This window comes from Streptomyces bohaiensis (assembly GCF_012033785.1).
GTDB classification, from domain to species: domain Bacteria; phylum Actinomycetota; class Actinomycetes; order Streptomycetales; family Streptomycetaceae; genus Streptomyces; species Streptomyces bohaiensis.
The window spans coordinates 1-7731 of sequence record NZ_JAAVJC010000222.1; the positions used below are offsets into that span (position 1 = coordinate 1).

The 7731-nt window shown below is 73.7% G+C and carries 7 protein-coding genes and 1 pseudogene; 6 read left to right on the forward strand and 2 right to left on the reverse strand.

The window, feature by feature from the left end; genetic code table 11:
* The 3 genes and pseudogenes from HCN52_RS19085 to HCN52_RS19095 all read left to right on the forward strand — a co-directional run.
* A pseudogene (locus HCN52_RS19085) lies at positions 1 to 566 on the forward strand (hypothetical protein); the annotation flags it as partial.
* Between the two features lie 130 nt (positions 567 to 696).
* On the forward strand, positions 697 to 1893 hold the full coding sequence (gene mqnC, locus HCN52_RS19090; RefSeq protein ID WP_168089678.1) for a cyclic dehypoxanthinyl futalosine synthase: 1197 nt from the start codon (positions 697 to 699) through the stop codon (positions 1891 to 1893).
* 49 nt (positions 1894 to 1942) lie between these two features.
* Positions 1943 to 2806, forward strand: a complete 864-nt coding sequence (locus tag HCN52_RS19095; protein ID WP_168089679.1) for a TrmH family RNA methyltransferase — start codon at positions 1943 to 1945, stop codon at positions 2804 to 2806.
* A gap of 39 nt (positions 2807 to 2845) precedes the next feature.
* Here HCN52_RS19095 and HCN52_RS19100 read toward each other — a convergent pair whose 3' ends face one another.
* On the reverse strand, positions 2846 to 3604 hold the full coding sequence (locus HCN52_RS19100; protein WP_168089680.1) for a hypothetical protein: 759 nt from the start codon (positions 3602 to 3604) through the stop codon (positions 2846 to 2848).
* Positions 3605 to 3811: 207 nt separating this feature from the next.
* On the opposite strand from HCN52_RS19100, the gene HCN52_RS19105 reads away from it, so the two are divergent.
* Positions 3812 to 4114, forward strand: coding sequence for a DUF2630 family protein (locus HCN52_RS19105; protein ID WP_168089681.1), 303 nt, complete (start codon positions 3812 to 3814; stop codon positions 4112 to 4114).
* 219 nt (positions 4115 to 4333) lie between these two features.
* Here HCN52_RS19105 and HCN52_RS19110 read toward each other — a convergent pair whose 3' ends face one another.
* Positions 4334 to 5146, reverse strand: coding sequence for a DUF3152 domain-containing protein (locus HCN52_RS19110; protein WP_312876780.1), 813 nt, complete (start codon positions 5144 to 5146; stop codon positions 4334 to 4336).
* A gap of 179 nt (positions 5147 to 5325) precedes the next feature.
* Here HCN52_RS19110 and HCN52_RS19115 point away from each other — a divergent pair, with 179 nt between their 5' ends.
* Together HCN52_RS19115 and HCN52_RS19120 are read left to right on the forward strand one after the other, a co-directional pair.
* Complete coding sequence (locus HCN52_RS19115) at positions 5326 to 6054, forward strand: demethylmenaquinone methyltransferase (protein ID WP_168089683.1); 729 nt, start codon at positions 5326 to 5328, stop codon at positions 6052 to 6054.
* Positions 6055 to 6172: 118 nt separating this feature from the next.
* Positions 6173 to 7483 carry a geranylgeranyl reductase family protein gene (locus HCN52_RS19120; protein WP_168089684.1) on the forward strand — a complete coding sequence of 437 codons (1311 nt, stop codon included), beginning with the start codon at positions 6173 to 6175 and terminating at the stop codon, positions 7481 to 7483.
* The last annotated feature ends 248 nt before the right edge of the window (positions 7484 to 7731 follow it).

Sequence of the window (7731 nt, forward strand, 5' to 3'; positions counted from 1 at the left end):
CGACCACCGGGGCCGCCGCCCCCGGCACGGACCGGAAGCGGCGGCGGCGCGGTCCGCTGCTCGCCGTACTCGGCGTGGTCCTCGCCCTCGGCGCCGGCGTCGGCGGCCACCTGCTGCTCCGCGAGGACGCCGGGAACACCGGGGACACCGACACCGCAGGCCCGGGGCCCGACGGGGGCGAGGCGGCGGACCCGGCGGACGGCCACGACGGGACCGTCCGCGAGCGCCACGCCGGCGTGTGGGAGGGCGAGACGACGTTCATGGGCGGCCTCCCCGCGGGGACCATCACCATCACCCTCGAACCGGGCGCCCCCGGCGACGAGGTGGGGGTCCTCGTCCACACGCCGCTGCTCCCGATCAGCAACTGCGTCGACCGGCTCACCCTCGACCGGGTCACGGAGACCGAGATCGTGCTCGACGCCGAGGTGGTCCCCGAGGAGTCGACCGCCGGCGCCTGCGAGGAGGAACCGTTCCAGATCTTCCTGGGCACCGGCGAGGAGGACGTGCTGCTGTTCAGCACCGACATCCGCAACGGCGCCGAGGGGCCGCTGACCCGGAAGGGCTGAGCCGCCCGGCGCGGCCCCCCGCGGCAACCCCGGCGCCGGCCGGGGTTGCCGCGGGGGCGCTGGCGCTCGACCGGCCGGGGCGGGGGCGTACGCTGGTCCGGTCTTCAGCAACCCGCGGAGGGGACCGACCATGGCCTTCAGCGCCGAGCTCCAGTCCACGCTCGACCGTGCCGCCGACGGCGGCCGGATCAGCGCCGAGGAAGCGCTGGAGCTGTACCGGCACGCCCCGCTGCACGCGCTCGGCCGCGCCGCCGACGCGGTGCGCCGCCGGCGTTACGCCGGCACGGAGCACATCGCCACGTACATCATCGAGCGGAACATCAACTACACCAACTCGTGCGTCACCGCGTGCAAGTTCTGCGCGTTCTACGCCGCGCCGAAGAGCGAGGATGTCTGGGTCCGTGACCTCGACGACATCCTGCGCCGCTGCGCCGAGACGGTGGAGCTGGGCGGCACCCAGATCATGTTCCAGGGCGGCCACCACCCCGACTTCGGCGTGGAGTACTACGAGCGCCACTTCCGCGCGATCAAGGAGGCGTTCCCGCAGCTGGTGATCCACTCGCTGGGTGCCTCCGAGGTGGAGCACATGGCGCGCATCTCCGGCGTCACGCCGGAGGAGGCGATCCGCCGCATCCACGAGGCGGGGCTGGACTCCTTCGCGGGGGCGGGCGCCGAACTCCTGCCGGAGCGGCCGCGCAAGGCCATCGCCCCGCTCAAGGAGTCCGGCGAGCGCTGGCTGGAGATCATGGAGGCGGCGCACACGCTGGGCGTGGAGTCCACCTCCACCATGCTGATGGGCACCGGCGAGACCAACGCCGAACGCATCGAGCACCTGCGGATGATCCGCGACGTGCAGGACCGCACCGGCGGCTTCCGCGCCTTCATTCCGTACACCTACCAGCCGCAGAACAACAAGCTCCGCGGCCGGACGCAGGCGACGCTCTTCGAGTACCTGCGGATGATCGCCATCGCGCGGATCTTCTTCGACAACGTCGCCCACATCCAGGGCTCCTGGCTGACCACCGGCAAGGAGGTCGGCCAGCTGTCGCTGCACTACGGCGCCGACGACCTGGGCTCGGTCATGCTGGAGGAGAACGTCGTCTCCTCCGCCGGCGCCAAGCACCGCTCCAACCGCATGGAGCTGCTGCACCTGATCCGCGCCGCGGGCCGGGTCCCGGCGCAGCGGGCCACCACCTACGAGCACCTCGTCGTCCACGACGACCCCGCGCAGGACCCGGTGGACGACCGCGTCGTCTCCCACCTGTCCAGCACGGCGATCGACGGCGGCACCGCGCACCCGGAGCTGAAGCTGATCGACGCGGGCTGACCGCGCGCCGCACCCGGCACGCACGTCCGCACCGACGCGAAGGACCACCGTGGCACCACGCCGCATCACCACCCGCAACGCCCGCTTCCAGCAGTGGCAGGCGCTGTTGGCCAACCGCTCCAAGCGGCACCGGGGCCGGGAGTTCCTGGTGCACGGCGTGCGCCCGGTGACGCTCGCCGTCGAACAGGGCTGGACCGTGCGGGCGTTGGTGTACGACGCGGACCGGCGGCTGTCCCGCTGGGCGCGGGAGCTGCTGGCCTCGACCTCGGCCGAGTGCTGGGCCATGGCCCCGGAGCTGCTGGCGGAGCTCGGGGAGCGGGAGGACGGCACCGAGCTGCTCGCCGTGGTGGAGATGCCGCCGGACGACTTCTCCCGGATCCCGGTGGGGCCGGAGTTCCTCGGGGTGGCCTTCGACCGGCCCACCAGCCCGGGGAACGTCGGCTCGGTCATCCGCTCCGCCGACTCCTTCGGCGCCCACGGTGTCGTGGTCACGGGGCACGCGGCCGACGTCTACGACCCCAAGTCGGTGCGGGCCAGCACGGGTTCCCTCTTCGGGCTGCCCACGGTCCGCGCCCCGGGCCACCGGGAGGTCGCGGAGTGGCTGGGCCGGGCGCGTGCCGCGGGCACCGCCGTCACCGTCATCGGCACCGACGAGGACGGGGACACCGACGTCTTCTCGTGCGACCTGACCCGCCCCGTGCTGCTGGCCGTCGGCAACGAGACCGCCGGCCTCAGCCCCGCCTGGCGGGAGCTGTGCGACGAGACGGTGTCGATCCCGATGACCGGTTCCGCCAGCTCGCTCAACGCGGCCAACGCGGCGAGCGTGGTGCTGTACGAGGCGGCACGGCAGCGCATCGCCGCCCGGGGCGCGGCCGCGCCGTCCGGTGCGACGGGCGGCGCCGCGGCGGGCTGAACCAGGCGGCCCGCGGCCCGTGCCTCGGAAGCTGCCCGGTCAGCCGATGTCGAGGATCTTCTTGGAGATGTCCACGCCGTCCTGGGCCGACATCTCGGGGAGGGACCCGGCGCTGCTGCTGACCGTCGTCACCTGCACGTTCGGGAGCTGCACGGTCGAGGCGACCATCGTGACACCGCCGGTGTCCACCACCACGGCGTAGGCGACACCGCCCGCGGCCTCGACGGCGCGGTCCGGCACCACCTCCAGCATGTCCTCGTCGGCGAACAGGTCGATCGGCGTGGACTCGCCCGGCCCGCGTTCGATGGTGACGCTGAAGGCGGCCACGTCGGCGACGTCGCTGACGTCGGACCGCTCCCAGTTGCAGACGGTGGCGTCGTCCGAGCTGGTGCGGCCCTCCAGTGGCAGGTTCCCCACGAAGTCCTCGACCAGCGGTTCCACGTCGGAGCAGTCCTCGAACGCCCCGGCGACGTCCGCGACGGACGGGCCCTTGCCGCCGGAGGAGCCGTCGGTGCCGGAACCGGTGTCGGTGTCCTTCTCGGCCTCCTCGCCCGCCGACCCGTCGGCCTCGGCATCGTCGCCGTCCGTGTCCGCGTCCGCGTCGTCCGCCTCGTCGGAGTCCGCCGAGGCGTCGTCGTCGCTCTCGTCGGCCCCTGCCCCGTCGTCGGAGTCCCCGGACCCCTCCGCGGCGTCGCCGGCGCGGTCGGCGTCCTCGTCGTCGTCGCCGCCCGACCCGCACGCGGTGAGCGGCAGAGCGGCCAGGAGCAGGGCTGCGGGAAGGGCTCGGAGTCGTCGCATCGCGGCACAGTAGCAAGGCAGGCACGGCGCGACATCGCGGTGCGACGTCACGGTGAGGCAACGAATCCCGTGCGGTTGCACGGGGCGGCCGGCCGCCCCGCCCCGGCCGTGCCGTGGGCCGACGCACCGCGCGCCGGCCCACGAGCCGGCGCCCGATCGCGGCGGCACGGTGCCGGACCTAGCCTGAGATGCGAGGAGGTGGCCGGGATGGCAGCGGAACAGCGGAGCCCCGGGCAGCGGGAGGCCGGCGAGCAGCAGGGTGACGACGGGCAGCGCGAGATCCTCTCCCGCGTCCGGGAACTCGTCGACACGGAGCGGGAGCTGCGGGGCCGGCTCACGGACGCGACGCGGGAGGGCGACGAGGAGCGCGACCGCCTCGTCGGTATCCAGCGGGAGCTGGACCAGTGCTGGGACCTGCTGCGGCAGCGGCGGGCGAAGATCGAGTTCGGCGACGACCCCGACGAGGCACGGTTGCGGCCCGCGACCGAGGTGCAGCGCTACCTCTCCTGAGGCGCCCCGGGCCCTGGCGTCGGGCCGGCCCCAGCGGCGTCCGGGCAGCTTTCAGAGCGTGGGTGAGACCCCACGCCGGGCCCGCGACGCCGGCTACGGCCATCTGCCGCGTTGTCGAAGGACGCCCGGATACAAGCCGGTACGAGGGCGCCCCTCCGCCGTGCAGCCGACCGCATCCGACGTCGCGAACTGATCCGACGCGGGGTCTCACACGCGCCCTCAGGGCACCCAGGGCCCGTCGATGTACTCGCCGTCCTCGTCGTACGGCCACGCGTTGGCGACGCAGCCGTCCAGCCCCTTGATCTGCTGCATCATGGCCGGGGCCGGCATCCCCTCGCCGGGACAGCCGGAGTGCCCGTGGCCGATGCGGTGGCCGACCTCGTGGTTGACGACCAGCGCCCGGTACTCCTGGATCGGTCCGTCGAACTGCGGTGATCCCTCGACCCAGCGCAGCAGGTTGACCACCACGTCGTCGTCGACCCGGCAGTTCACCTCGCCCCGGGTGTCCAGCCCCCACCGGCCGCACAGCTCGTCCACCGTCCCGGGAGTGGCGATGATGACGTTGAGGTCCGTGTCGTCGCCCGCCACCAACTCGAAAGCGCTGTCGCCGTCGTTGGTCCAGCCGCGCTCGTGCCCGAGGATCGCGTGGACCTCAGCGGCAGCGGTCTCGGCGTCGAGTTCGATGCCGTCCTCCACCTGGACCCGGTACCGGTAGAGCGTGCCGTCGGGGTTGCCGACCGGTGCGGCGTCGGCGGCGGCCGTGGTGAAGGTGCCGGGGCCCGACTCCGGCACCGGTATGGGAGGAGGGGACGGGCGCTGCGTGGCGGAGGCCAGCGGTTCCTCACCGTCGCCGCCCCCGTCGGGGTCCGTGCCCGCCGCGGCCGACCGGCCGTCGTCGGCGACCTCGACGTCGTCGGAACCGCGGGTCGCGATCAGGGTGACGGAGCCGCCGACCAGCAGGCACACCACCAGGATCGTGCGGCGGAGCCGGGCGAGGCGGCGGGCGCTGGCGGGCGTACGACGTGACGGCACGCGGACGAACGCTACAACATGACCATCGGCGCATCCGACGGGACGACCACACGCGCCCCGCGGCCCCCACCAGCGCAGCCCGGGGGCGCACGCGCAGCACAACCGCGCGCCCCCGCCTGCCGCGGCTCGCCCGGCCACCCCGCCGCATACCGGCCCGCCCGACGCGCGACAATGACCGGGTGACCCGCGCTTCCCTGGACAAGCAGCCGAGCGAGGTCGCCGCCATGTTCGACGCGGTGGCCGCGAAGTACGACCTCACCAACGACGTGCTGGCCCTGGGCCAGAACCGCCGCTGGCGCAGGGCGGTGGCCGACGCCGTCGGTGCCCGCCCCGGCCAACGGGTGCTGGACCTGGCGGCCGGCACCGGTACCTCCTCCCTCCCCTTCGCCGACGCTGGTGCCTACACGGTCCCCTGCGACTTCAGCCAGGGGATGCTGTCGGAAGGCCGCCGCCGCGTGCCGTGGATGCCCTTCACGGCCGGCGACGCCACCCGACTGCCCTTCGCCGACGACGTGTTCGACGCCGTCACCATCTCCTTCGGCCTGCGCAACGTGCAGGACGTCGACACCGCCCTCCGCGAGATGCTGCGGGTGACCCGCCCCGGCGGTCGCCTGGTGATCTGCGAGTTCAGCCACCCCACCTGGGCGCCGCTGCGCACCGTCTACAGCGAGTACCTGATGCGTGCGCTGCCGCCGGTGGCACGGAAGGTGTCGAGCAGCCCCGAGGCCTACGTGTACCTCGCGGAGTCCATCCGCGCCTGGCCCGACCAGCCGGGGCTCGCCCGCGAACTGCAGCACGCCGGCTGGACGTCCGTCGCCTGGCGCAACCTGTCGGGCGGCATCGTCACCCTGCACCGCGGGACGAAGCCCGCACCCGCCGACCGGCCCGCGGCCGACGACGCGGCCTGACCACCGCCGGTCCGGGCGCCGCCCGGACCGGCGCCGGGCGGCCGCGCCGACAGGCCGGGTGCCCGGTCCGTACCCAGACTCGGGGACCCTCCCCCTTGCAACGATCGGAGAGCCGCACGTGACCGAGCCGACCGAGCCGACCACGGCGCAGGACAACACCGCAGCGGACCGCGCGGACGTGATCGTCGTCGGGGCGGGGCCCGGCGGCTCCGCCGCCGCCTACCACCTCGCCCGGTCGGGGCTGGACGTCCTGCTGCTGGAGAAGACCTCCTTCCCCCGCGAGAAGGTCTGCGGCGACGGCCTCACGCCGCGCGCCACCAAGCAGCTGGTGTCGATGGGCATCGACATCTCCGAGGAAGCCGGCTGGCTGCGCAACAAGGGGCTGCGCATCATCGGCGGCGGCCAGCGCATCCAGCTGGACTGGCCGGAGCTCGCCAGCTACCCGGACTACGGACTCGTCCGCAAGCGCGACGACTTCGACGAGCAGCTCGCCCGCCAGGCCCAGAAGGCGGGCGCACGGCTGCACGAGCGCTGCAACGTCTCCGGCCCGCTGCTGGACGACCGCACCGGCAGGATGATCGGTGTGACGGCCAAGCTCGGCGAGGAGAAGAAGCCCGTCACCTTCCGCGCGCCGGTCGTCATCGCGGCCGACGGCAACTCCTCGCGGCTCTCCCTCGCGATGGGTCTCCACCGCAACGAGCGGCGGCCGATGGGCGTCGCCGTCCGCACCTACTTCACCTCGCCCCGCCACGACGACGACTACCTCGAGTCGTGGCTGGAGCTGTGGGACCGTCGCGGCACCGAGCCGCGGCTCCTCCCCGGCTACGGGTGGATCTTCGGCATGGGCGACGGCACCTCCAACGTCGGGCTGGGCATCCTCAACAGCTCCAGCGCCTTCCGGGAGCTGGACTGGCGCGAGGTGCTCAAGGCCTGGTGCGCGTCGATGCCCGAGGAGTGGGGGTACACGCCGGAGAACATGACCGGGCCGATCCGCGGGGCCGCGCTCCCCATGGCGTTCAACCGCAAGCCGCACTACAGCCGCGGCCTGATGCTCGTCGGTGACTCCGGCGGCCTGGTCAACCCGTTCAACGGCGAGGGCATCGCCTACGCCATGGAGTCCGGTGCCATCGCCGCCGAGGTCATCACCCAGGCCCACGCGCGGCGCACGCCGGAACAGCGGGAACTCGCGCTGCGCAGCTACCCGAAGGTCCTCCAGGAGACCTACGGCGGCTACTACACGCTCGGCCGGGCGTTCGTGAAGCTGATCGGCAACCCGAAGGTCATGAAGCTCGCCACCGACCGCGGGCTCACCCACCCGATGCTGATGCGCTTCACGTTGAAGATGCTGGCCAACCTGACCGACCCGCGGGGCGGCGACGCCATGGACCGCGTGATCAACGGTCTGAGCAAGGTCGCGCCCAGCGCCTGACGTCACACCGTGCCGCGAAGCCGGTCGGCCCCCGCCACGGGGCCGGCCGGCTTCCGTGTGCCGGCGGCCGTCCGGGCGCGCGGGGCTGGCGCGCGGGGAGGGCGCCGGTCGGCGGTGCGCGCGGGGCACTCGGCTCGGCAGGAGGAGCGGGGGAGGTGCAGTGGTGCGGCGGTGGTGGGGTGACGCCGAGGGGGAGTCGTTCCGGCGCGGAGGCCGGGGACCAGCACGGTCGGTGGGCGGGTGGGTGG

Coding starts and splice junctions, on each gene's coding strand:
- mqnC (WP_168089678.1), top strand. CDS start 697: ATGGCCTTCAGCGCCGAGCTCCAGTCCACGCTCGACCGTGCCGCCGAC.
- HCN52_RS19100 (WP_168089680.1), bottom strand. CDS start 3,604: ATGCGACGACTCCGAGCCCTTCCCGCAGCCCTGCTCCTGGCCGCTCTG.
- HCN52_RS19105 (WP_168089681.1), top strand. CDS start 3,812: ATGGCAGCGGAACAGCGGAGCCCCGGGCAGCGGGAGGCCGGCGAGCAG.